Annotated in this window: 2 protein-coding genes; one reads left to right on the top strand and one right to left on the bottom strand. The window is 77.1% G+C overall.

Annotation, left to right across the window (positions count from 1 at the left end):
- Positions 1 to 380, top strand: a 380-nt coding sequence (locus tag C1I95_RS35645) for a hypothetical protein (RefSeq protein WP_158566530.1), incomplete at its 5' end; no start/stop codon positions are given.
- Here C1I95_RS35645 and C1I95_RS34260 read toward each other — a convergent pair.
- Positions 381 to 786: hypothetical protein (locus tag C1I95_RS34260; protein WP_146605954.1), on the bottom strand; the 406-nt coding region annotated here is incomplete at its 5' end.

Here is a 786-nt window from a genome sequence, read left to right as displayed (position 1 = left end):
GGCCGGACGCCGACGGCACCGCCCCGCGACGACGACCGGCCGACCCGCCCCCGGTGGTGCTGCCGCCCCGGCAGGCCGACGCGCCCAGCGCGCGGCAGGTGGTGGCGGCCTTCCGGGCCGCCGGACTCAAGGCGACCAACCCGCGGGACCGGTCAGTCGAGTGCGGCCCCGACGGGCTGGGGCTGGGCTGCTCCGAACTGGTCGTCACCGACGGCGTGGCCGTCTACGTCTTCCCCGACGAGAGCAGCGCCGGTGACATCGCCGAGGTGTGGAACGAGAGCGCGTACCGCAGCGGCACGGTGGTGCTCAACTACCTGGACGCCCCGACCCCACGCGCCGACCGTCCCCGTTACGAGAAGGTCCTCGCCGGCCTGCACTGATCAGGCGCGGAGGCGGAGGCCACGGGGAGTGGTGCGGAAGCCGGCGGCGGTCAGCGCGTCGCGCAGCGGGGACGAGCGGACGGCCTCGCCGTCGGCACGTTCCACCGAGATCGGGCCCAACGCGCCGGAGTGGACCGCGTCGGCCAGTGCCTTGCCCGCCGCGGCCAGGGTGTCGGCGTCGTCGGTGAAGGAGAGGATCGTGCGCCCGCCGCGCTCCACGTAGAGCACCAGGTCGCCGGCGATCAGCACGACCAGGGCACCGGCCTTGCGGCCGGCCCGGTGACCGGTGGCCGGCGGCGTCGCCGGGTCGCCGGAGTCGACCGCCCGCTCCGGCCAGGGCAGCGCCGCGCCGTACGGGTTGGCCGGGTCGGTGGCCGCCAGCACCACCGCCGGGCCGCCCCGGGCC

The sequence above is a fragment of the Micromonospora craterilacus genome, from assembly GCF_003236315.1.
GTDB classification, from domain to species: Bacteria; Actinomycetota; Actinomycetes; order Mycobacteriales; family Micromonosporaceae; genus Micromonospora; species Micromonospora craterilacus.
The sequence above is the reverse complement of the archived record's forward strand: the minus strand, read 5'-3'. Positions and strand labels throughout refer to the sequence as shown.